Annotated in this window: 14 protein-coding genes; 7 read left to right on the plus strand and 7 right to left on the minus strand. The window is 69.8% G+C overall.

From position 1 onward, the window contains the following. Positions 1 to 44: 44 nt before the first annotated feature. Positions 45 to 1,178: an ROK family transcriptional regulator gene (locus Aco04nite_RS08435; protein WP_212996622.1), complete on the minus strand. Its 1,134-nt coding sequence runs from the start codon at positions 1,176 to 1,178 to the stop codon at positions 45 to 47. Between the two features lie 113 nt (positions 1,179 to 1,291). Here Aco04nite_RS08435 and Aco04nite_RS08440 point away from each other — a divergent pair, with 113 nt between their 5' ends. From Aco04nite_RS08440 to Aco04nite_RS08450, 3 genes are read left to right on the plus strand one after another with little or no spacing between them, the layout of a single operon-like run. Next, a complete protein-coding gene (locus Aco04nite_RS08440; RefSeq protein ID WP_212996623.1) occupies positions 1,292 to 3,388 on the plus strand; it encodes an alpha-galactosidase in 2,097 nt (698 codons plus the stop codon). Between the two features lie 4 nt (positions 3,389 to 3,392). Continuing rightward, positions 3,393 to 4,349: an acetylxylan esterase gene (locus Aco04nite_RS08445; protein WP_212996624.1), complete on the plus strand. Its 957-nt coding sequence runs from the start codon at positions 3,393 to 3,395 to the stop codon at positions 4,347 to 4,349. Between the two features lie 10 nt (positions 4,350 to 4,359). Beyond that, positions 4,360 to 6,633: a glycoside hydrolase family 95 protein gene (locus Aco04nite_RS08450; RefSeq protein WP_212996625.1), complete on the plus strand. Its 2,274-nt coding sequence runs from the start codon at positions 4,360 to 4,362 to the stop codon at positions 6,631 to 6,633. Positions 6,634 to 6,680: 47 nt separating this feature from the next. Here Aco04nite_RS08450 and Aco04nite_RS08455 read toward each other — a convergent pair whose 3' ends face one another. From Aco04nite_RS08455 to Aco04nite_RS08475, 5 genes are all read right to left on the minus strand, one after another. Continuing rightward, the gene (locus Aco04nite_RS08455) at positions 6,681 to 9,647 is read right to left on the minus strand and encodes a DUF4132 domain-containing protein (protein WP_212996626.1); all 2,967 of its coding nucleotides are present in this window, start codon (positions 9,645 to 9,647) and stop codon (positions 6,681 to 6,683) included. 62 nt (positions 9,648 to 9,709) lie between these two features. Further along, positions 9,710 to 10,444 carry an ALF repeat-containing protein gene (locus Aco04nite_RS08460; protein ID WP_212996627.1) on the minus strand — a complete coding sequence of 245 codons (735 nt, stop codon included), beginning with the start codon at positions 10,442 to 10,444 and terminating at the stop codon, positions 9,710 to 9,712. 109 nt (positions 10,445 to 10,553) lie between these two features. Beyond that, a complete protein-coding gene (locus Aco04nite_RS08465; RefSeq protein ID WP_244875821.1) occupies positions 10,554 to 12,221 on the minus strand; it encodes a type 2 periplasmic-binding domain-containing protein in 1,668 nt (555 codons plus the stop codon). Between the two features lie 23 nt (positions 12,222 to 12,244). Beyond that, positions 12,245 to 13,138: a carbohydrate ABC transporter permease gene (locus Aco04nite_RS08470; RefSeq protein ID WP_212996628.1), complete on the minus strand. Its 894-nt coding sequence runs from the start codon at positions 13,136 to 13,138 to the stop codon at positions 12,245 to 12,247. Further along, a complete protein-coding gene (locus Aco04nite_RS08475; RefSeq protein ID WP_212996629.1) occupies positions 13,135 to 14,121 on the minus strand; it encodes an ABC transporter permease in 987 nt (328 codons plus the stop codon). The genes Aco04nite_RS08470 and Aco04nite_RS08475 overlap by 4 nt, the downstream gene beginning before the upstream one ends. Positions 14,122 to 14,301: 180 nt before the next feature. Here Aco04nite_RS08475 and Aco04nite_RS08480 point away from each other — a divergent pair, with 180 nt between their 5' ends. The 3 genes from Aco04nite_RS08480 (at position 14,302) to Aco04nite_RS08490 (ending at position 19,187) form a co-directional block, all read left to right on the plus strand. Beyond that, entirely contained in the window at positions 14,302 to 15,444 is a 1,143-nt protein-coding gene (locus tag Aco04nite_RS08480; protein WP_212996630.1) for an ROK family transcriptional regulator, read from the plus strand. A 99-nt stretch (positions 15,445 to 15,543) separates the two neighbouring features. Further along, positions 15,544 to 17,985, plus strand: a complete 2,442-nt coding sequence (locus Aco04nite_RS08485) for a X2-like carbohydrate binding domain-containing protein (RefSeq protein WP_244875822.1) — start codon at positions 15,544 to 15,546, stop codon at positions 17,983 to 17,985. 119 nt (positions 17,986 to 18,104) lie between these two features. After that, complete coding sequence (locus tag Aco04nite_RS08490; RefSeq protein WP_212996631.1) at positions 18,105 to 19,187, plus strand: GGDEF domain-containing protein; 1,083 nt, start codon at positions 18,105 to 18,107, stop codon at positions 19,185 to 19,187. Here the strand turns inward: Aco04nite_RS08490 and Aco04nite_RS08495 are convergent. Beyond that, positions 19,154 to 20,806, minus strand: coding sequence for a serine/threonine protein kinase (locus Aco04nite_RS08495; protein ID WP_212996632.1), 1,653 nt, complete (start codon positions 20,804 to 20,806; stop codon positions 19,154 to 19,156). The two genes, Aco04nite_RS08490 and Aco04nite_RS08495, sit on opposite strands and share 34 nt — an antisense overlap. Positions 20,807 to 20,867: 61 nt before the next feature. Between Aco04nite_RS08495 and Aco04nite_RS08500 the strand changes: the two genes are divergently transcribed. Then, positions 20,868 to 22,454 (plus strand): serine/threonine protein kinase, encoded by a 1,587-nt coding sequence (locus Aco04nite_RS08500; RefSeq protein WP_212996633.1) that lies wholly within the window; start codon positions 20,868 to 20,870, stop codon positions 22,452 to 22,454. Positions 22,455 to 22,465 lie beyond the last annotated feature (11 nt).

The raw sequence follows: 22,465 nt of genomic DNA on the forward strand, positions 1-22,465 counted from the left end.
ACTGCACCCTCTAACGGTAACGGCGGCACGGCTGTTGAGGCATGTCAGGAGGCGACGAGGGCTTTGATGCTGACGGCGGCGGCGCCGCGGGCCCATTCTTCGAAGGGGAGGGGGCGGATGGAGAGGGAGCAGTCGGCGGCGGCGCCGAAGGCCTGGCGTTGGAAGCCGGCCCGGATGTGTGGCTCGAACAGGTCGTAGGCGGACAGTCCCTCGCCGGAGACCACGATCCGTGACGGCCCGACCAGGTTCGCGACCGCGGCGATCCCCGACCCGATCGCATCCCCGGCGCGGGCGAAGACGGCGCCGACGGCAGCGTCTCCCGACCGGGCAAGCGCCACCGCCTGCGAGAACGTGACCCCCGGACGACCGACAGCCCGCACGATCGCATCGGCGCCCGCGATGGCCTCGACGCACCCGCGGCTCCCGCAGTGACAGGCAGGACCGTTCGTGTCGACGCTGATGTGGCCGATCTCCCCCGCCACGCCGTGCGCCCCCGAAACCAGCCGCCCGCCGACGATCAGCCCGCAGCCGATGCCGGCCCCCACGGTCACGAGCGCGAACGAGTCGGCGCCCACCCCCTCGCCGAACCATTGCTCGGCGGTGGTGAGCGCCTTGACGTCGTTCTCGACGGTGACGGTGAGCCCGGTGGCTTTCTCCGCCAGCTCGCGCAGAGCCACGTCGTGCCACCGCAGGAACGGCGAGTAGCGCACGAATCCGGTGGCATGGTCGACGTCGCCGGAGACGGCGAGCCCGAGGTGCCGGGTCCGCGGGCGGAAGCTGCCGAGCAGCTCATTGACGAGCTCACCCAGCTGGGTGAGGACGTCGTCGATGCCGGTGGCGGTGAGGCGGCGGTGGGCGGAGGTGCGGACCTCGGCGCGCAGGTCGGTGACCACGCCGATGAGCTCGTCGCCGGTGATCTTCACGCCGACGAAGAACTCGCGGTCGGCGCGGATGGCCAGGGGGCTGGCGGGACGCCCGGCACCCGGCCCGGTGCGCTCGGTCGCGGCCTGTTCCTCGAGGTAGCCCATGGCGATGAGCGGGCGTGCCGCTTTGGTGACGGCGGCGGAGGACAGGTTGAGCCGGCGGGCGAGGGCGACGCGGCTGATCGGCCCCTCGGTCAGGACGGCCGTGAACACGGCTGTCGCAGCGGGAGCCAGGGCCTCGCCGTCGGGAAACATGCCCGAAATCTATGCTCAATAATTTCCTTCGTCAAGTATTGATTTCGAGCGGAATGCCGCCCTACGCTCGCCGCACTCACCGGCTGTGTTCGCGATGACGACCAAGGACCCCGATGCCCGACGTGCAATACGATCCTGACCAGCGACTCTGGCTGCTGAACACCCCTTCGACCTCGTACGCCGTCCGTCTGGACGACAACGACGATCCGAGGCACGTCCACTGGGGTACGACGCTGACCCTGGCCCAGGCGAAGGAGCTCGCCGCGCGTACCTCGCCGGACGGCAGCAGCTTCGACACCGCGGGCGGACCGGAGGAGTTGCCCGTCGAGGGCGGTGCGCGCTTCGGGGTCGCCGGTCTCCAGGTGCGGTTCATCGACGGCACCCGCGGCGTCGAGTGGCGCTGCGCCGGCCACGACGCCGAGGACGGGCACCTGAGCATCCATCTGGACGACCGGCATTACCCGCTGCGCGTCACCCTGCACTACCGGGTGCACGACGACAGCGACGTGATCGAGCGATGGACCACCGTCGAGAACCGCAACCTCAGCGACCCGATCACGGTGCAGCGGGCGGACAGCGCGGCGTGGACCCTGCCGTCCGGCGGCGAGCACCGGGTGAGCCATCTGGTCGGCGCGTGGAACAGCGAGTTCCGGCTGCGCCGCGCGCAGGTGCCCACCGCCGAGACCGTGTTCACCAGCCGGCGCGGCATGACCAGCCATCACGCCAATCCCTGGCTGGCCCTGGATGACGGTACGGCCGGCGAGGAGCACGGCGAGGTCTGGAGCACCGCACTGGCCTGGAGCGGCAGCTGGCGGATCACCCTGCAGCGGGACCCGGCCGGACGGACGACGTGGACCGGCGGTCTCGGTCACGAGGGGCTCACGTGGTCCCTCGCACCGGGTGAGACCTTCGAGACGCCGGTGTTCGCCGGGCTCTTCACCACCGGCGGGTTCGGCGCGGCCAGCCGTGTCTGGCACGACTACGCCCGGCGGCACGTGATCCCGCACCCCGGCGAGTCGCGGCCGGTGCTCTACAACTCGTGGGAGGCGACCGGGTTCGACGTCGACGAGCCCGGCCAGACGGCGCTGGCCGCGCGGGCCGCCCGGCTCGGTGTCGAGCTGTTCGTCGTGGACGACGGCTGGTTCGGCGAGCGGGTCAGCGATCACGCGGGGCTCGGCGACTGGACCCCCAACCCGGACCGTTTCCCCGGCGGGCTGCGGCCCCTGGCGGCGGAGGTGCACCGGCTCGGGATGCGATTCGGGCTGTGGGTCGAGCCTGAGATGGTCAATCCCGACAGCGACCTCTACCGGGCGCATCCGGAGTGGGTGCTGCACATGGCGCATCGCGACCGTACGCAGATGCGCAACCAGCTCGTGCTCAACCTCGCCCGGCCGGACACCGCCGCTTGGGCCCACGCCTGGCTCGACCGGCTGGTCACCGAGCACGACATCGACTTCCTCAAGTGGGACGCCAACCGGCCGCTCACCGAGGCGGGGTGGCCCGGGCACGGCGACCCGGACCGGGTGTGGATCGAGCAGACCCGGGCGGTGTACCAGATCATGGACCGGCTCCGCGCCGGCCATCCGGACCTGCGCATCGAGGCGTGCTCCGGTGGTGGTGGCCGCGCCGACCTGGGCATCATCGCCCGTACCGATCAGGTGTGGACGTCGGACAACACCGACGCGGTCGACCGGATCGGGATCCAGCACGGGTTCAGCCAGCTCTTCCCGGCGCAGGTCATGGGTGCGTGGGTGACCGACAGCCCGAACGTCGCCACGGCCCGGCGGACCCCGTTGCGGTTCCGGTTCCACGTGGCCATGGCGGGTGCGCTGGGCATCGGCGGTGACCTGGCCCGGTGGAGCGAGGACGAGCTGAAGGAGGCCACCGGGCTGATCGCGACGTACAAGAGGATCAGACCCGCGGTTCAGCACGGTACGGCGTACCGGCTGAAGGGGGACGGGGCTTTGACCGCGGTGGGGTACGCGTACGAGGACCAGTTCGTCGTCCTCGCCTGGTGCCCCACCCGCCCGTTCGGCCACAGCCCCGGCGCGTTGCGGCTGACGGCGCTCGACCCCGGCGCCTCGTACCGTGATCAGGACACCGGCGCGGTGCACTCCGGAGCCGTACTGATGCGATCCGGGCTGCCTCTCGCCCTGCCCGACGGTGACCACGCCAGCGTCCTCGTCCACCTCGTCCGTATCGGGAGCTGACCCCATGGCCATGTTCGACCTGTCCCCTGACAAGCTGCGCGACTACCGCCCGGAGCTCGCCGAGCCCGCCGACTTCGACGCGTTCTGGCTCCACACGCTGACCGCCGCCCGCGAGCACGACCTGGCGGCGGAGCTGACCCCGTACGACGCGCTGCTGCCCGGCGTGGAGGTGTTCGACGTCCGGTTCAGCGGCTACGACGGCCAGCGCGTGGCCGCCTGGCTGATCAAACCCGCGGGCGCGAGCGGGCCTCTGCCGTGCGTGGTCAATTTCATCGGGTACGGCGGTGGCCGCGGCCGCCCGCACGAGTGGCTGCTGTGGCCGGCCGCCGGGTACGCCGTGCTCGTCGTGGATTCCCGTGGTCAGGGCGACGGCGACACCCCGGACCTGCCCGGCGACACCACGCCGCACCACTCCGGCCTGATGACCCGGGGCGTGCTCGACCCCGAGCTGTACTACTACCGCCGGCTGTTCACCGACGCGGTGCGGGCGGTGGACCTCGCGGTGACACTGCCGGGCGTGGATCCCGCGCGGATCGTGGTGGCCGGTGCCAGCCAGGGCGGCGGCATCGCGCAGGCGGTCGCCGGGGTGCACCAGCAGGTCCGCGGGGCGCTGATCGACGTGCCGTTCCTGACCCATTTCCGGCACGCCACGGAGATCACGGACTCGTACCCGTACCACGAGCTGTCGGTGTTCTGTGCGACCAACCGTGATCGGACCGAGCAGGTCTTCCACACGCTGAGCTATTTCGACGGTGTGCATTTCGCCGCCCGGGCGACCGCGCCGGCGCTGTACTCCGTCGGCCTGATGGACGACGTGTGCCCGCCGTCCACGGTGTACGCCGCGTTCAACCGTTACGGCGGGCCGAAGCAGATCCAGGTCTGGCCGTACAACCGGCACGAGGGCGGCGGCTCGTTCCAGGCCCCGGTCCAGCTCCCCTGGCTCCGCGACCTTCTCTCCTAAAAGGACACCGATGGCTTCCAGCGTTCTGTTCTACGACCGGCCGGCGGAACGCTGGTTCGAGGCGCTGCCGATCGGTAACGGCCGGCTCGGCGGCATGGTCCACGGCGGGGTCGGCACCGAGATCATCCGCCTGTCCGAGTCGACCGCCTGGTCCGGCGCGCCTTCGGACAGTGATGTGAGCCCGACTGCGCTGCGTGAGCTACCGGCGATCCGCAAGCTGCTCTTCGACGGAGAGTACGGGCAGGCCCAGCGGCTGGCGGCGGAGCATCTGCCCGGCTACCCGGAATCGTTCGGGACCAACATGCCGCTCCCCCGGCTGCGCCTCGGCTTCGCCCAGGACGAGACCGGCGAGCCGGCCGGCAACTACCGTCGCACCCTCGATCTCGACACCGGCCTGGTCCGCGTGGAATTCGATCAAGGTCAGATCCGGCGGGTACGCGAAAGCTTCGCCTCCCATCCCCACGGTGTGATCGCCATGCGCCTCACCGCGGACCACCCCGCGTCCGTCAGCTTCACGGCCGCCCTCGACGACACCGTGCTGGACGGCGGGACCACCAGCACGACGGACGGCCTGGTGTTCCGCGGCCGCGCCGTCGAAAGTCTGCACAGCGACGGAAAACAGGGCACCGCCGTCGAGATCCGGGTCCGGTTCGAGCTCGACGGCGGGACGCTGGCGCACGACGACGCCGGCACGGTCACTATCAACGGCGCGGACGTGGTCGTCGTACTCATAGCAGTCGGCACCGACTGGGCAGGTGCGGATCCGTCGGCACGGGCCTCGATCGGGGTTATTGAATACGACACGTTGCGCGCCGCGCACATCGCCGACCACCAGCGCCTGATGCGGCGGGTGTCGATCGACCTGGGCGATCCCGTCGAGCTCCCCACCGACGTACGCCGGGAGCGTTTCGCCCGGGGTGAGCGCGACGACGACCTGATCGCCCTGTACTTCCAATACGGCCGCTACCTGACCATCGCGGGTTCCCGCGAGGACTCACCGCTGCCGCTGGCGTTACAAGGTGTCTGGAACGACGGGTTCGCCAGCAGCATGGGCTGGTCCAACGACTTCCACCTCGACATCAACACCCAGCAGAACTACTGGGCCACCGAGTCGGGCAACCTCGCCGAATGCCACGCCCCGCTGGTCCGGTTCGTGCAGAACCTCGCCCAGGCGGGCCGCAGCACAGCACGGGACATGTACGGCGCGGACGGCTGGGTCGCGCACACGGTCACGAACGCGTGGGGCTACTCCGCGCCGGGCGCCGGCATCGGCTGGGGCATGAACGTCACGGGCGGCGCGTGGATCGCCCTGCAGCTGTGGGAGCACTACGAGTACCACCTCGACGAGGCGTACCTGAGGGAGCAGGCGTACCCGGTCCTGCGGGACGCGGCGCTGTTCATGCTGTCGTACCTGACACCCCACCCGGTCCACGGCTGGCTGGTGGCGGGCCCGTCGGAGTCCCCGGAGAACTGGTACCTCGCCCCGGACGGCACACCCTGCTCGGTGGCGATGGGCACCACCGCCGACCGCGTCTTCGCCGAGGCGATCCTGCGGATCTGTGCCCAGGCGGCCACCATCCTCAACATCGACCCCGACCTGCGTACGCGGGCTGAAGCGGCCCGGCTTCGGCTGTCACCGTTCCGGATCGGCCGCCACGGCCAGCTGCAGGAATGGCTCGACGACTTCGACGAGTCGGACCCCGCCCACCGCCACACCGCCCACCTGTGCGCGGTGTTCCCCGAACGCCAGATCACCCCGCGCGGCACCCCGGAGCTGGCCCGCGCCGCCGCGGTCATCATCGAGCGCCGCCAGCAGGCGGCCGGCTGGGAGCAGACCGAGTGGGGCGAGGCCAACTTCGCTGCCTTCTACGCCCGCCTGCTCGACGGCGACAAGGCCCTGACCCACGTGTCCCGGCTGATCGGCGACGCCAGCGAGACGAACCTGCTCAGCTACTCCGCCGGCGGCATCGCCGGCGCCGCCCAGAACATCTACTCCTTCGACGGCAACGCCGCCGGCACCGGCGCGATCGCCGAAATGCTCCTCCAGTCCGACGGCGAGGAGCTCGAGCTGCTACCCGCGCTGCCATCCACGTGGCGCGACGGCTCGGTCCGCGGCCTGCGCGCCCGCGGCGGCTTCACCGTCGACCTGACCTGGCGCGACGGCCACCTGCACGAGGCCCGCATCCACGCCGCCAGGGCCACTCGGGCCCGCATCCGCTACCAGGACACCATCACCGACGTCACCTGGGACGCGGGCGACTCGGTCTGGCACGAACAACGATGAACGTCAGCCGGTCAGCGTGCGCAGGTCGCGCATCAGTTCCGAGGCGGTCACCGGGTGCACAGCGGTGGTTTCGCCGACCGGTCGCGTCCTGTGCCGGTCGGCGTGAACACCTCGCGGCTGAGCTGCGCGAACGGCTGGCCGATCCGGTAGTCCTCGAGCACCTGGGACCAGCGGTCGACGGCCGCACCCAGCTCCACCGGGTGCGGCAGGCCGATCACGGCGTCGTCCGCGGCGGGCAGCAGGTCGTCGGTCACATCCGCGAAGGTGCCGTCCTCGGCCACCCTGAAGCTGTGCACGAGGGTGTCGTCGTCGTAGACACCCCAGATCAGGCGCCGGACGATCTGCCGGAGCAGCGGGTGGCCGGCGAGGTGTGCCCGGAAACCCGCTCCGGTCCAGCGGCGGCCGGTGATCATCGCCAGCTCCAGACGGGTCAGCTGGCCGGCGGCGATCGTGCGGACGTCCTTGCGCATCGCGGAGAAGCGGGCCCGGGCCGCCGGAGCACCCTTCGGCAGCGCCTTCAGACGGCGTCCGGACTCGTCCGACACGTACGGCATCAGCTGATCGTCGAAGCCCACCGTGAACCATCGTGAGCCGTCGTCGAGCCGGAGCGTGCCGTCGGCGGCCAGCCCCAGAGCTGGCACCAGCCGGTCCGCGAGATCGTCCTCGGAGAGACCCCGCGCGGTAGCGACATGGGCGATCTTCGTCGCGGCCGCCTCCCGCAGCGCGACGAACTTCGCCTTCTGCGCGATCCCGTGCAGGTGCATCAGCGCCAGATCCGTACCGAGCACCGCGAGCACGTCCAGGCCCGTGACGGCGCGGGCATGGCCGGCCTCCCCCGGCCAGGCCCGGATCACCGGCACGAGCCGGCGCACCGTCTCGTCGTCACCGGTCAGGCTCAGCACGTCCAGCGCCCAGCCGTCCTTCGACGGCATCCCGTCCGCACGCCAGCGCTCGAACACGGCCCAGCCGAACTCGGCCAGGTCCCGGGGCTGAAGGACCCGCTGAGCAATCGTCACGCCCGGAGAGGGCTCACCCAGCCTGGAAAGCGCCAGCATGGTCAGCAGATGCCGCACGGACGCGACCGGCAGCACCCCGGAGCCGTCACGCAGGGCGATTCGCGGCAGAGTGACCGGGTCGGCCCACGCGCCGACCTCGGGCACCGTCGCGGGCGCGGCCCACAGCGGGTCGTCGCCCAGCAGTGCCGTGACGGCGGTCGCAGCTTCCGGACCGTACCCGGTGGCGGCTTCCAGCACCGTCTGCTGGTTACCGCCCGCTGCCACGGCGAGCAGCGCGGCCTCCGCACGGGACCGTCTGCTGGCGTTGCTGCCCAGCGCGGCCGGGATCAGTCCCCGGGCAGCGGCGCCCGGATGGCGCAGCAGCCATTCGTGGGCCACCGCACGTATCGTCTTCGTCCGGAACCAGCCGGCCATCAGCGCGGCCACCGCCGGGCTGGTGAACGGCAGCAGCATCGGCGCCACGACAGCCGGGGTCTGCGGGGCGACCCGCACCGCCAAGGGCAGCGCGTCCGTGCCGAAGCGGGCCAGGACCTGCGGCAGCCAGTCGTCCAGCAGCCACAGGTCGGGGGACTTCCCCTCGTCCAGCAGCGGCAGGACCAGATGGGCGGGCCCGGTCACGAACAGCTCCGACAGGCCGACGGCCCGGCCCAGGACGTCCCGCGCCAGCCGTTCCCACTCGCCCCGGTCGAGGTCGGCCGTCTGCGTGAGGCTGTCGTGGACATCGCCCCGGTGCAGGTGCCGGTCACGTTCGCCGGGCAGCCAGTGCACCTGGGCCGGGAATTCCGCCGTCAGGCCCGCGACCGGCTTGCGCGCGGGGCGTGCTCCGGCCCACGACGGGCTGACCAGAAACGGGGGCAGCCGGTCCGCAGGAGCGTCCCGGACCCCGGCGAGGGGCCCCAGCGCGGCCCGTACCCGTTGCGCCGCCGACCCGGACAACGCCGGCAGGACCGCTTCGGCAACCTCGGGATGCCGGACCACGTGCGCGTGCAGCTCGGCCCGCATCTCCTTGACGTCCGACAGGGCGAGCAGTCGCACCGCGCGGTGCGGGTAGCGCTCGGCCGCGTCCCGTAATGCCGGCAGCGTGCACCGGTCGATCAGCGCCTGGAACGCGGCGTCGGTGGGCAGCACCGCAACGATGTCCGCCACGTCGCCGGTGTCGTAGCAGCGCAGCAGCGTCGGCAGGGCCTCCGCGCCGAGACCTTCGACCAGCGACGGCAGCGTCGGCCCGGACCGGTCCAGGCTCTTCGGATCCAGCACGGCCACGGCGCTCTCCAGCTGCGCGACGGTGCGCACCGAGGACAGCAGCAACGGCACGCCCACGCCCCACGGCAGGTGAGCGGTCGCCACCCAGGCCAGATCCTCCACCAGCCAGTCCTCCCGGTCGGGGACCAGGAACGAGGTCATCAGCCGCTGCAGCGGGGTGCCGTCTCGCCGATACGGCGCGATCGCCGCCTCGGCCGCCGCACGCTCGTCATCGCCGCCCGTCGCGAGCCGGGCGCGGACCCCGGTGCTGAAGTGGGTCTGCGCGTCGACCCAGCCGTGATAAGGCCTCGGGTAGGCGTGCTGGTCAGGCGTCCTGCGCCGCACCGAGCCCCGCGCATACAGCCCGGCCAGCAACACCGCGGCCTCGGACGCGATCGCGAGACCCCGCCGGGACGCCCACAGCTCGGCCGACGCCACCGCTGTGCCGATCTTCTGCCAGGGAGCCGCGTCGCCGACGGCCGCGACGACGACTGCCACCCCGAGCGCGCCCGTCCGGTCCGTGTCGTCGAGCGCGATCCGGCCGGCCTCGGCCAGCTCGGGCTCGGTCTCCGGGCGGGCCAGCACCTCCCTGGCCGGGCCGGCGTACCGGCGGAGGAACGCGGTGACCTTCGCCGCGGGCAGCGGGACCGGCTTCTCGGTGAACCAACCACCACGCCGCAGATGCAGCCGCGCCCGCCAGACGTCAGGCGGAACCAGTATGTCCTCGTCGGACTCCCCCGCCCGCACGGTCCTCACCTGCCCGTTCCGGTCGCGCCGATGCGCCCGGCTCGACTCGCCGAGCCGGGCGCGTCGATCAGTTACGCCACAAACCGGGAGCGGCGCCGGCGTCCGATCAGGTAACCGGCACCGCCGATGACCAGAAGCGCACCGCCGACGCCGGCCACGGTCCCGGTGGCAGCACCGGTCACGGGCAGCCCGCCACCTTCGCCATCGGAACTGCCCGCGCTGGCGGACGACGACGGGAACCCGACAGCGGGCTCTGAGGCGCTGGGCGCGACGCTCGATGACGGCGTGGGCTCAGAGGGTGTGGGCTGGGACGGTGACGGCTGTGCCGCGCAGTCGAGCTCGCGGGCGGCGTACAGGCCGTCGTTGAGGTAGGTCATGTAGGTGTCGATGGTGCCGTTGTCGAGCACCTTCTGCGCGGCGGCCTTGACGTTGGTGCCCGCGCTCGTCAGGGTCCGGACCACCGAGATCCGCAGGTCCGTCGTCCAGGCCTTCTGCAGGTCCGACTTGAGGAATGCCCGCAGGTCCTCGGGGGTGCCGTCCAGCCGGTCCTGAATCGCCGGCGGCAGAACGGGCAACGATTCGGCCTTTGCCACGGACAGAATCTGGGCGGTCAATACCCGCACCTGCACATCCGTGGCGGTGTCCAGATCGATGGTCATCAAATCACGAATATCTTTGTACACCTTGCGTTCAACCGTCTGACAGGACTCGTTCAGCCCGGGCGTTTCCGCCCGGGCCATAGCCGGTGCCGCCGGAATCAAAAAGGCCAGCGCCATTACCACGCCGGCCGCCAACTTCAGTCGCATGTGGTCTTCCTCCCCGTTGCAAGCAAAAGCGTGGAGATATTACCGACGGCGCGCGGAGAAGCAAATCTATTGCCCGGCCGGCCATTATCGGCCGGCCGGGCGGCGTGCGTTACTTGCCGGACCTGTACTTGTCGTAGGCCTGCTGGTTGAGTTCGAGGTAGCGCTTCATGCCGATGCCGTCGAGGCCCTGGACCCAGGTGTCCCAGTCGGTGTCGATTTTCTTGGTGCCGGTGATGAACGCGAGTTCGCCCTGGCTGACGTAGCTGTCGAGGTTGGTCTTCAGGGTGCCCATCTCCGAGACCGTGCTCGGGTCGGCCCAGACCTGTGCCTCGGGGTAGACCTTGGCCTTGTCGACGTGCGGCTCGTAGAGCTTGGATGCTTCGAACAGGCGCCGTTCGAGGCCGGTCTCGGCGTAGATGTCCTTCGGGACGGCCTGGGCGTTGCGCAGGGCGAGGGTGACGTTGTACTGCCCGAGGGAGTCCCAGGTGGAGTTCTTCGGGACGTTCGCCGATGGCAGGGACTTCCAGGTCGGCTTGACGGTGGTGTCGAGGGCGATGTCGCCGGCGGCGGGCTTGACCCAGCCGACGCCTTCCGGGCCGGCGTTGACGATGAGCTGGCCCTCGTCGGTGTAGATGTAGTCGAGCATCTTGAGGGCGGCGATCCGGGCCTCTTTGCTGGACTTGTTGGTCAGCATGAAGGTGTAGCCGGTCGAGGTCGGGTTGTTGTACGCCGTGTAGCTCGCGCCCGAGGGACCGGTCAGCGGAGGTGCGGCGTCGTACTGCTTGTCGCGGCCGTCCTTGGAGCCGAGCTGGACGAAGATGCCGGGGTAGAGCACCGGGGAGGCGCCGATCTTGACGGCGGCGGGGTCGTTGCCGGTAGCCTGCAGCGCTTCGGCGTTCTGGGTGAAGGAGGCCTGGTCGATCAGGCCCTCCTGGTAGAGCGAGTTGATGTATTTGAGGCCCTCGCGCCATTCCGGCTTGTCGACCGGGGTCTCCACGGTGTCGCCGTTGAGCTGCAGCAGCGACGGGATGCCGTTGCTGGCGCCGAACGGGGCGTAGGCGAACGCGCCCATCAGGTAGCCGATCAGCGTGCTGTCCTGCGCGTCGGTGGTCAGCGGGATCTCGTCGGCCTTGCCGTTGCCGTTCGGGTCCTGCGTCTTGAAGGCCCGCAGGACCGTCCGCAGTTCCTCGGTGGTCTTCGGCATCGGCAGGTTCAGCTTCTTGAGCCAGGCGGAGTTGAGCCAGAGTTTGTTCCAGTACGTGCAGTGGTAGCAGTCGGACCACTGCGGCAGGGCGTAGATGTGACCGTCCGGTGCGGTCGACATCGCCTTGAGTACGGGGTTGGCGTCCAGTGCCTTCTGCAGGTTCGGCGCGTTCTCCTTGATCAGATCTTCGAGGGGTACGGCGACGCCCTGCTGGCCGAGTTTCTGGACCTCGGTCTTGGTGAACGCGTCGACATACGGGATCAGCAGGAACATGTCCGGGTAGTCGCCGCTGGTGATCGCGATCTGGCGTTTCTCCTTGGCCGGCCCGCCGTCCATGGTGGTGGTGTCGAACTGGAACTTGATTTTGTACTTGTCGCTGAGCAGCGTGGTGATCGCGTTGGTGTCGAGCTTCTTGTCCGGGTCGGCGGGGGCCAGCACCGTGATGACGACCTTGTCGCCGTCCATCTTCGCCTTGGGGGCGTCGTCGGTGTCGCTGGAGCTGCAGCCCGCCGCGACCAGTGCCGCGGCGGCCGCGACGACGGCCAGTTTGAATCGGGGGGATCTTATTGTCATGACTGGTCCATTCATGGTGTGCGTCAGCCCTTGACCGCGCCGACCATCACGCCCTTGGTGAAGTAGCGCGCGACGAACGGGTAGATGATCAGAACGGGCAGGCTCGAGATGACGATGAGCGCGTAGCGAAGAACATTGGCGAGCTGTTGCTGGCGCATCGATTCCGCGAGGTCGATGGCGCCGGTGCGGGGGGTGTTGAGAATGAGGATGTTGCGCAGCACGATCTGCAGCGGGAACAGATCGGGGTCCTTGAGATACACCAGGGCGTCGAAGTAGGTGTTCCACTGGTAGATCGTGTACATCAGGGCGAGGACGGCGAGCAGCGGTTTCGACAGCGGCAGCACCACCGAGCGCAGCACCCGCAGGTCGCTCGCGCCGTCCAGCGCCGCCGCCTCGTAGAGCTCGTCGGGGATGGAGTTGGCGAAGAACGTACGGGCGATGATGACCTGCCAGACACCGATCGCGCCGGGGATCAGCAGGGCCCAGCGGGTGTTGAGCATGCCGAGGTCGTGCACGACCATGTAGGTCGGGATCAGCCCGCCGGAGAACAGCATGGTGAAGATGAGCAGGGTCATCACCACGTTGCGGCCGTAGAACGACTTGCGGGACAACGGGTACGCGATGGCAACCGTCAGGGAGACACTGATCGCCGTGCCGGCCACCGCGTAGATCAGCGAGTTGTAGTAGCCGCGCAGGACCTCGGAGTTGCTCAGGGCCGCGCGGTACGCGTCGAGCGAGAACTCGACCGGCCAGAAGCTGACCCGGCCGGCGTTGACCGCGGCGGGGCTGCTGAACGAGCTGGCGACGATGTAGACCAGGGGTAGCAGGACCAGGCCGAGCACCACGGCGAGCATGATCCTGATGACGATCAGGGAGAGCCGGTCGCGGAACGGTTCGCGGATTCTCGTCGTGCTCATCGCCACAATCCGTTCCCGGTGACCCGCTTGGCGGCGAAGTTGACCGCCAGCAGCAGGCAGAGGTTGATCACTGAGTTGAACAGGCCCACGGCGGTGGCCATGCTGAAGTCCGCGTTGACCAGGCCGGTCTTGTAGACGTACGTCGGGATGATCTCGGACTGGGCGAGGTTGAGGTTGTTCTGCAGCAGGTAGGCCTTCTCGAATCCGATCGCCATCATGTTGCCGACGCCGAGGATCAACATGATCACCGCGGTCGGCATGATGCCGGGCAGGTCGACGTTCCAGATCCGCTGCAGCCGCCCGGCGCCGTCGATCTTGGCTGCCTCGTGCAGCGCGGGGTCGATGCCGGCCAGTGCGGCCAGGTAGATGACGGCCGAGTAGCCCGCTGTCTGCCAGACGTCGGTCCAGACGTAGATGTGGCGGAAGAAGTCCGGCTCGGCGAGCAGGTTCATCGGGCCGACGCCGACCTGGCCGAGTCCCTTGCTGACGAGGCCGACCTGCGGTGACAGCAGCAGGATCGTCATCGAGACGACCACGACGGTGGAGATGAAGTAGGGGGCGTAGGTGACCATCTGCACCGTACGTTTGAACCAGCCGTTGCTGATCTCGTTGAGCCCGATCGCGAGCAGGATCGGGATCGGGAAGCTCGCCAGGACCAGGTAGAACGCCAGGATGAAGGTGTTCTTCAGCAGGGTGGCGAAGACCGGGTTGTTGAACAGCTGCTCGAAGTTGCGCAGGCCCACCCATGGGCTGTCCCACGGGCCCAGGACCGGGCTGTAGTCCTTGAACGCGATGACGTTGAAGGCCATCGGGATGTACTTGAAGATGACGAAGTAGGCCAGCGGCACGATCACCAGCAGGTACAGCTGCCAGTGCGCCCGCCAGGCCCGTTGTGCCTGGGACCATCGGCTGCGCCGGGGCACCGGGATGCCGGGGTGCCGTGCCGGCCGGACGGGTCGTCCGCTGTCGACCTCGGGAAACATGGCCGAAACCTAGGCTCAATAATTTCCTTCGTCAAGTATTGATTTAAGTCAGCGTTTGACCCTAGGCTCGTCCCCACCCTGTCCCACTCCGACCAGCGCGGACGTCCCTGGAATCCACATCGGACGCCCAGGGAAAGTCAATACTTGACTCGGGAAAGTAATGGGGCCTACGTTTCGGCCATGTTCCCCGAGGCCGAATCCGTCGCACCGGCCATGACCGCCGTACTGACCACGGTCCTGACCGAAGGTCCACTCAGCCGTGTCGCCCTCGCCCGGCGGCTGGGGCTGTCACAAGCCGCCGTCACCAAGGCTGCGCGGCCCCTCATCGAGCAGGGCTACCTGCAGGAACTCGCCGCGACCGAGCGCTCCGGCCCCGGCGCGGGGCGCCCGGCCAGCCCCCTGGCGATCTGCGCGGACCGGGAGTTCTTCGTCGGTGTCAAGATCACGGCCGACGAGCTGATCGGTGTGGTCTGCGATCTCGGCGCGCAGGTCCGGGCCTCCGCCCACCGTCCCCTGCCGCACACCGACGTCGACCACGTCCTGACCGAGCTCGGCCACCTCGTCGACGAGCTGCTCGACGGCCCCGGCGACTATCGGGCCCGGACCCGGCGGCTCGGCCTGGCCGTCTCCGGTGATGTCGACCGCGCCACCGGCCTCGTGCGCTATTCGCCGTTCCTGCACTGGCACGACGTACCACTGCAAGATCTTGCCGAGAAGAACACCTCGCTGACCGTCACCGTCGAGAACGACGTGAAGGCGCTGACCACCGCGGAGCACTGGTTCGGTGAGGGCGTCGGCGCGGAGTCGTTCGCGCTGGTCACCGTGGGCAGTGGCATCGGCTGCGGCCTGGTCGTCAACGGCCGGCTCGTCTCCGGTGCCCACGGCGTCGCCGGGGAGATCGGCCACGTCGGCGTCGACGTGAACGGTCCCGCCTGCCACTGCGGCGGCCGCGGCTGCGTCGAGGCCATCGCGGGCACCGACGCCATCGTGCGGGCCGTCGGGCGTCCAGGGCTGACCTTCGAGGAGGCGGTCACGCTGGCCCGGGCGGGCGACACCGCGGTCGGCGCCGTCTTCGCCCGGGCCGGGGACGCGATCGGGTCGGGGATCGCCGCGGTCGCGAACCTGGTCGGGCCGTCACGGATCGTGGTCTCCGGCGAGGGGCTGTCCGCGTACGACCTGTTCGAGCCACACATCCGGGCGGGCTTCCAGCGCCAGGCCTTCGGTGCCGTCGCGCAGTGCCCGCTCTCCGTCCGGCCGTTGCCCTTCGAGCAGTGGGCACGCGGCGCCGCCACCGTCAGCATCCAGGCGTTCGTCGCCGCCTGACCTCCCCAAAGATCGCCTGACCTCCCTGCAGCACGTCCACCCGGCCGGGTCACTCCCCCCGGCCGGTGCTCCGCCGTCCCCGAAATCAGGAGGAAAACCGTGATAGGTAAACGTACGGCAGCAGCCCTGCTCCTACTTCTGAGCGTCACCATCTCCGACCCGGCGCAGGCCGCCCCCAACCCCTCGCCCGGAGCCGGCGCCCCACCGGCAGCCGCCACGACGTCCAGCGTGCCGTCCGCGTCGACCCCCGACCCGTGGGCGACCCGGCCGTACATGGGCTGGAGCAGTTACAGCATGCAGGTCTACTCCGGCAACGGTAAGTGGATCACCGCCGACCAGCTCATCAAGCAGTCCGACGCGATGCACACCAAGCTGCAGAAGTACGGCTACAACTACCTCAACGTCGACGCCGGCTGGAACGACGGCGTCGACGCCAACGGACGCCCGAAACCCAGCGCCACGCTGTATCCCCAGGGCCTGCAGAAGGTCATCGACCACATCCACGGCAACGGCCAGAAGTTCGGCCTCTACATGATCCCGGGCATCTCCCCCGCCGTGTACGAGGCGAGCCTCCCGGTCGCCGGCGCCCCCGGCTGCACCACCCACGACATCGTCAAGCAGCCGACCCAGCAGGCCGACTACTGGAACATCGGCTACAGGATCGACTTCACGAACCCGTGCTCGCAGAAGTACATCGACTCGATCGTCGACCTGTTCGCCCAGTGGGGCGTCAACTTCGTCAAGTTCGACAGCGTCACCCCGGGCTCGGGGATCAGTGACCTGTCCCTCGACGCCCGCGACGACGTCGCTGCCTGGTCGTCGGCGCTGAAGAAGCACCAGATCTGGTTCGAGCTGTCCTGGGCGCTGGACCCGAAGTACGCCGACTACTGGCGCTCGAAGGCCAACGGCTGGCGCATCGACTGGGACGTCGAGTGCTACTGCGCGAACGAGGCCCTCACCCAGTGGCAGAACGTCGCCCGGCTGTTCCCGGACCTCGCGACCTGGTGGCGCAACGGCGGCAACGGCGGCTGGAACGACCTCGACTCCCTCAACGTCGGTAACGGCGCCATGGACGGCATGACCCGCGACGAGCGCCGCAGTGCCATGACCCTGTGGGCGATCTCCGCGGCGCCGCTCTACACCGGCAACGATCTGACCAACCTCGACGCGTACGGGCTGAGCCTGCTCACCAACCCCGAAGTGATCGCGGTCGACCAGGCCGGCACCCCCGCGCGTCCGGTGTCCGCGTCGTCGCAGCAGCCGATCTGGTACACCCTCAACGCCGACGGCACGTACACGGTCGCGCTGTTCAACCTGGGCCGCACCAACAAGGACATCACCGCGAACTTCTCGGACATCGGCCTGACCGGCGCCGCCACCGTCCGCGACCTGTGGGCCCGCAAGGACCTCGGCCGCTTCGCCACGAAGTTCACCGCCGCCGACGTCCCGATCCACGGCGTACGCCTGCTCAAGGTCACCCCGCAGTCCGGCGCGACCCTCGCCGTCAACGACGACGCCCTGCGCGTGAACTACCAGGGCACCTGGACCCGCAACAACGGCAACGAGGTCGCCGCCACCACGCAGCCGCTCGCGCTGAGCGTCACCGACACCGGCACCACCGCCCCGCCGACGACGACCGGCCCGGTCCGCACGATCACCCACGACGACACCGACCAGGCCATCACGTACGCCGGCACGTGGTCGCAGAGCACCGGCCGCGGCCTCGGCGACTACAACGACAACGTCCACTACACCGAACGCAACGGCGACTCGTTCCAGTACACGTTCACCGGCACCGGCGTCTCGTACGTCACCGAGATGGACACCTCGCAGGGCGACGTCGACATCTACCTCGACGGCCAGCTTGTGAAGACCGTGAACACGGGCCGCACCCAGGACCAGCCCCGCCTCGTCCAGCAGACCGTGTTCACCGTGACCGATCTGCCCGACGGCAGCCACACCCTGATGGCCGTCAAGAAGTCCGGCTCGTACATGCTGCTCGACCGCATCGACGTCCTGCAGCCCAGCCTCCTCGACCCGCCGACGGCATCGTTCGACCGCAAGGCCCCGGCCGACGTCCCGGTGAAGCTGCTGCGCGCCGGCTCCGAGTTCATCAGCGTCTCGCTCGGCGGCACCGTTCTCAAGCCGGGCACCGACTACACGCTGTCGGGCTCGACGGTGACCCTGCGCTCGGCGTACCTCGCCACCCTCCCGGTCGGCGCGACGCAGCTGGACTTCGCGTTCCGCGGCGACCACCTCGACGACGTCCACGCCACCACCACCAACGGCGACAAGGTGTCGTACACGTTCACCGGCACCGCCGTCGACTGGATCACCGCTACCGGCCCCGACCAGGGCCTGGTCGACATCTACCTCGACGGCAAGGTCGTCAAGCGGGTCGACACCCACAGCGCCACCCGCTCCACCCAGCAGAAGGTGTTCAGCGCCACCGGCCTCAAGAACGGCCGGCACACGTTCGCCGCGGTGAAGGTGTCCGGCGACGTGCTGCGCACCGACGTCATCCGCTACACCATCCGCTGACCCTTCAGGCGGGCCGGCCGGCGCTGTCCGGCCCGCCTGAAGCACGACAGATCACACCCGTGAACCTTCAGGCCCCGCCCGCCCCGGCCGATCAGCGCCGATGGCGAGAGGGCGTGGCGATGAGCGGGCGAAGATCAGAGGTCGACCACCGCCACGACCTGGAACGGGTTGTGCAGTGGTCCCGGGCGAGCGTGGTTGCCCTGATGGGAGCCCTTGCCCTCAGCCCACCGGACGACGTCCGGTGGAACACCACCTGGCATCCCAGCCTGGCACAGGTGTCGGCGGCTATCGGCGTACTGCAGGTCGCGGCCATGGCCCTGACCGTTCTCCGGTTGCGCCATTTCTCCGACGGCCGCTACCGATGGGTCGCGACGGCGCAGACCGTCTTCGACGTCCTGGCCGTGGCAGCACCGGTGCTGGTCATCAACAGTGTCGCCGGCGTCCCGCTATGGCCGAGCGCGGTGCTCGCCCTGCTGTCGGCCTCGACCCGGCACAAGCTGACGGGTGTTCTGATCGCGTGGACCGTGGTGGCGACCGCCGTGGTCACCGGGGCGTTGCTCGGCGAAGGCGCGCCCGACTCCCCGCACGGCGCCGGCGTGGTCCTGGCGATCGCCGTCCTGCTCGTCGCATCCGCCACCGCCGGTGCCCAGGCGCGGAGCCTCGACCGCTACGTCGCCGAACTCCAGAACGCCCGGCTGGCCATGACCCGTCAGGCCCGCACCGACACCCTGACCGGGACCGCCAACCGGCTCGCCCTCGACGAACACGAAGCCGCACTCCCGCCGGGCCCGGTCAGTCTGGTGCTGCTCGACCTCGACGGCTTCAAGACCGTCAACGACACGTACGGCCACCACGCCGGCGACCTGCTCCTGAAGACCGTCGCCACCCGGCTGCAGAGCCAGCTCCGCGCCGAGGACCTGCTCGTTCGTCTCGGCGGCGACGAGTTCGTCATCGTCCTGCCCGGGCTGCCCGCCGACGAGGTCGACACGGTGATCCGGCGATGGGTACGAGCCGTCGCCGACCCGGTCCCGATCGGCGACGGCACCGTACGCGTGGGAGTCAGCGTCGGCGTCGCCCACCGCCCCGTGAACGACGACGCACGCTTCGCGGACCTGCTGCGTACGGCGGACCGCCGCATGTACCACGACAAGCACGCCAAGGGCGTCCCTCAGGGGATGGAGCGGATTTCGGCGTTGGAGTAGGAGACGCTGAAGGGGCCCTGTTCGACGGCGGGTGCGCTGGTCAGGCCGAGTTCGTCCAGGCCCTCGAAGCCTTCCCCGATGCGGTGGTCGCCGATCAGGATATCGTCGTGGCCCACCCGGACGGTGCCGTTCTGCACCACCATCTGCAGGCGCAGGTCCTTGCCGGCGTCGGTGGCGCTGTCGCCCCATTCGCGCACGACGCGTTCGTCGCCCGGGCCCTGATCCGCGACGATCAGCCGCCAGACGTCCTCGCAGACGTCGAGCGAGTACTGCCAGGTGGAGGATTCGGCGAACCAGACCTTGAGGCAGCTGCCGGCCTGCTCGATCCGGCCGGTGACCTGCAGGGCAAAGCTGCCGGTCAGGTCCAGGTCCGGTCCTTCGCAGTGCCAGTTGCCGTCCTGGAAGTTGCGGACCTGCAGCCGGCCGTCGGCGTAGCGGCAGTAGGTCCGGTTGTTCGCGACCTCGTAGGCCTCCCATCCGGCGGCGGTGGTCAGCGGGTCGGTGACCTTGACGCTGCCGCTGGGCACGACCAGGGCCGGGGGTCTGGCCGAGGGTTCGGTCACCGCGGCGGGTGTATCGAACCAGCCGGTGCCGGTGCGGGCCACGAAGCCGAGACCGCCGGCGAGGGCGAGTGCCAGGGCCGCGATCGTGGCGATCAGGGCCTTGGATCCCCGGGGGCCGCGGATCACCGGGTCGGTTCGCGGGGGCCGGGGGACGGCGGGTGTGGCGCGGACCTGCTGGACGGCGGTGCGCATCTCGGGCTGGCGCTCGAACACGTCGCGCAGCACCCCGTCCGTGCCGGGGCTGAGCAGCGCGTCGACCAGTTCGCGGGCGGTGGGCCGGAGCTCCGGGACCGGGTCGAGGGCCTGCTTGACGAGCGTGTGCAGTTGTCCGTCCAGCCCGTCGAGGGTGGGTTCGCCGTGCAGGATCCGGCCGAAGACCCCCAGCGGGGAGTCGGCGTCGAACGGTGGGGTGCCCTGACCGGCGTACGCGATAACGCATCCCCAGGCGAACACGTCGGCTGCCGTGGTGACCGGGCTACCGGGGGCGCCGAACCGTTCCGGCGCCATGTAGTTGACGGTTCCGACCATCTGGCCGGTGCGGGTGTGCTGGGAGGTCGGGTCCAGGGTCTGGGCGATGCCGAAGTCGATCACCTTGGGGCTGCCCGGGGCGAGCAGCACGTTGTGCGGTTTGAGGTCGCGGTGGATGACCCCCGCCTCATGGATCGCGGCCAGCGCGGTGGCGACGCCGATCGCCAGTCCGTGCAGGTTCGCCGCGCTCACCGGCCCGTGCCGGGCGACGTCGTCGGCCAGCGAGGGTCCGTCGACGAACTCGACGACCAGGTACGGCCGGGGAGCGTCCGGGTCGGCGTCGAGCACCTCCGCGGTGCAGAACGGCGGCACCTGCCGGGCCCGGGTGACCTCCGAGCGGAACCGGGAGCGGAACTCGTGGTCCTCGGCGAGGTCGGCGTGCACGATCTTGAGTGCCACCCGGCGGCCGTCGGCGGCGCGGGCCTCGTACACCACGCCCATGCCGCCCGCGCCGAGCCGCGAAATCAGCTGGTAGGCCCCGATATGGCGGGGATCTTCCGGTCGCAGCGGGGTGCCCTGCGTGCTCATCTCGCCCCCCTCGTTCCATGGTGGATGAACCGCGCCACCCTACCGGCATTAGAGTGCCCGCGTGGCTACTCCTCTGCGTCCCGGAGATCCCCGCATGCTCGGCCGCTACGAGCTGATCGGCCGGCTCGGCGAGGGCGGGATGGGTGCGGTCTACCTCGGCCGCGAACCCGGCGGTGGTCTGGTCGCCGTGAAGGTCATCAAGGCCCAGCACGCCCGCGACGAGGGTTTCCAGGCGCGGTTCCGCAGCGAGGTCAACCGGGCCCGGGAGGTTCCGGCGTTCTGTACGGCCGAGGTGCTCGACGCCGATCCCGATCACCGGACCCCGTACCTGGTGGTCGAGTTCGTCGACGGTCCCAGCCTGGCCGAGCTCGTCCGTACGCAGGGCCCGTTGCGGGGCGGCAGTCTGCACAGCATCGCGGTGGGGGTGGCGACGGCGCTGACGGCCATCCACAGCGCGGGCGTCGTGCACCGGGATCTGAAACCGGGCAACGTGCTGCTCGCCCCCGGCGCGCCGAAGGTGATCGACTTCGGTATCGCCAAGGCCGTCGAGGCGACCAGCCACCACACCCGGCCGGAGGAGACGGTCGGCACGTTGTCGTACATGGCGCCGGAGCGGTTGTCGCCGGACGCGGGCAGCACGCTGACCCCGGCGGCTGACATCTTCGCGTGGGGTGCGGTGGTCACGTACGCAGCGACCGGCCGTAACCCGTTCGCGGCGGACAGTCCCGCGGCGATCGCGGGCCGCATCCTGACCCAGCCGCCGCAGCTGGACGGTGTACCGCCGGCGCTGATGGGGATCGTCGAGCGGGCCCTGGCCAAGGATCCCGCGCACCGACCGACCGCGCAGGAGTTGCTGTTCGAGCTGGTCTCCGGGACGAGCAGCCCCGCGACAACCCCGGTCACCGTCAAACGCCCGTGGCGTGGTTTCGCAGTCGCCGGGGCCGCGGTCGTGCTGCTCGCGGTCGCGGGCGGCTGGGCGGGGGCACGGCTCGGAGACGCGGGACAGGACAAACTGACTGTTGTCGCTTCCCGCCCGTCCTCGTCGTCCTCTGCCTCCACGGACCCGGCACAGGCCCGGCAGTCCGCGAAGGAGATCTTCGACCCGCTGACCTCACCGAGCCTGTGGTCGCCTTCCGGGACCGCCGAGGAGGGCTGCGACTACGACGGCGGCGCCCTGGTCATGCGGACCGAATTCATGATCACGTGTGAGAACGGTCCCGACCAGAGCTTCTCCGGCGACATGACGATCCGGGTGCAGGCGCGGATGAGCCTGCGGTCGTGCGTGAACATCTACTTCCGGCTCAGCGAGGACGGCAGCAACGGCTACTTCGCGGGCATCTGCGCCCGCGATGTCTCGGTGAGCTACCTGAACGGATACCTCGAGGAGTCGGACACCGTCAGCGTGAACGACGGCACCTTGAAACAGCTGAAGATCGAGGAGAACGGCCCCCACGTGCTCGGGGTCGACGTGGTCAAGAACAGCGCCAAGATCTCGGTGGACGGCAAGACGCTGCTGACCAGCGACCTGTCCCGCGGCAAGTCCACCGGCGCCCGGCACACCGAAGGCAAGGTCACCTTCGGCGTCTCCGGCGGCAACGGCCCCGGCGTCAAGGTCAGCCTCCGCGACGCCCACATCACCGTGAAATGACCAGCACCGGC

It is taken from the genome of Winogradskya consettensis (assembly GCF_018332715.1).
GTDB classification, from domain to species: domain Bacteria; phylum Actinomycetota; class Actinomycetes; order Mycobacteriales; family Micromonosporaceae; genus Actinoplanes; species Actinoplanes consettensis.

Excerpts from the sequence above, each read along its gene's own strand:
- Aco04nite_RS08435 (WP_212996622.1), bottom strand. The coding sequence starts at position 1,178 with ATGTTTCCCGACGGCGAGGCCCTGGCTCCCGCTGCGACAGCCGTGTTC.
- Aco04nite_RS08440 (WP_212996623.1), top strand. The coding sequence starts at position 1,292 with ATGCCCGACGTGCAATACGATCCTGACCAGCGACTCTGGCTGCTGAAC.
- Aco04nite_RS08445 (WP_212996624.1), top strand. The coding sequence starts at position 3,393 with ATGGCCATGTTCGACCTGTCCCCTGACAAGCTGCGCGACTACCGCCCG.
- Aco04nite_RS08450 (WP_212996625.1), top strand. The coding sequence starts at position 4,360 with ATGGCTTCCAGCGTTCTGTTCTACGACCGGCCGGCGGAACGCTGGTTC.
- Aco04nite_RS08460 (WP_212996627.1), bottom strand. The coding sequence starts at position 10,444 with ATGCGACTGAAGTTGGCGGCCGGCGTGGTAATGGCGCTGGCCTTTTTG.
- Aco04nite_RS08465 (WP_244875821.1), bottom strand. The coding sequence starts at position 12,221 with ATGACAATAAGATCCCCCCGATTCAAACTGGCCGTCGTCGCGGCCGCC.
- Aco04nite_RS08470 (WP_212996628.1), bottom strand. The coding sequence starts at position 13,138 with ATGAGCACGACGAGAATCCGCGAACCGTTCCGCGACCGGCTCTCCCTG.
- Aco04nite_RS08475 (WP_212996629.1), bottom strand. The coding sequence starts at position 14,121 with ATGTTTCCCGAGGTCGACAGCGGACGACCCGTCCGGCCGGCACGGCAC.
- Aco04nite_RS08480 (WP_212996630.1), top strand. The coding sequence starts at position 14,302 with ATGTTCCCCGAGGCCGAATCCGTCGCACCGGCCATGACCGCCGTACTG.
- Aco04nite_RS08490 (WP_212996631.1), top strand. The coding sequence starts at position 18,105 with ATGAGCGGGCGAAGATCAGAGGTCGACCACCGCCACGACCTGGAACGG.
- Aco04nite_RS08495 (WP_212996632.1), bottom strand. The coding sequence starts at position 20,806 with ATGAGCACGCAGGGCACCCCGCTGCGACCGGAAGATCCCCGCCATATC.